This is a genomic window from Bartonella sp. AA2SXKL (assembly GCF_042197205.1).
Classification (GTDB): Bacteria; Pseudomonadota; Alphaproteobacteria; order Rhizobiales; family Rhizobiaceae; genus Bartonella.
In genome coordinates, this window is sequence record NZ_JBHIRN010000285.1 from 1 (window position 1) to 542 (window position 542).

1 protein-coding gene is annotated in these 542 nt (G+C 38.0%); it reads right to left on the minus strand.

Going from position 1 to position 542, the window contains the following annotated elements:
• A partial coding sequence (locus ACFINS_RS11275; RefSeq protein WP_375706320.1) for an aminotransferase class I/II-fold pyridoxal phosphate-dependent enzyme occupies nucleotides 1-542 on the minus strand: 542 nt, incomplete at both ends.

Genomic DNA, 542 nt, shown 5'->3' on the forward strand with positions numbered 1-542 from the left:
TTAATTAATCCTTGCGGACCGCCCGCATAACCAATCCGCCAACCTGTCATGGCATAAGCTTTAGAAACACCGTTCATTGTGAGTGTACGGTCGTAAAGATTCGGTTCTACTTGAGCTGGGGTGACAAAGGTAAAACCTTCATATGTGAGATGCTCATATATATCATCGGTGAGAATATAAACATGAGGATATTTTATTAAAACATCTGTTAGTTTTTTTAACTCTTCGTGTGTATAAGCGGCGCCTGATGGATTTGAAGGAGAGTTAAAAATAAACCACTTAGTTTTGTGGGTAATGGCAGCTTCTAACTCTTGTGGTTGAAGTTTATAAGAAAATTCGGCTTTAGTTTCTAAAAAGACAGGTATACCTCCGTTTAGGGTAACCATTTCTGGATAACTGACCCAATAAGGTGATGGAATGATGACTTCATCGCCTTTATTCAAAGTTGCCATCAATGCATTAAAAAGGATTTGTTTACCGCCGGTGCCAACAATAATTTGCTCTGGTTGATAAGTGAGATTATTTTCTCTTTTAAATTTGGC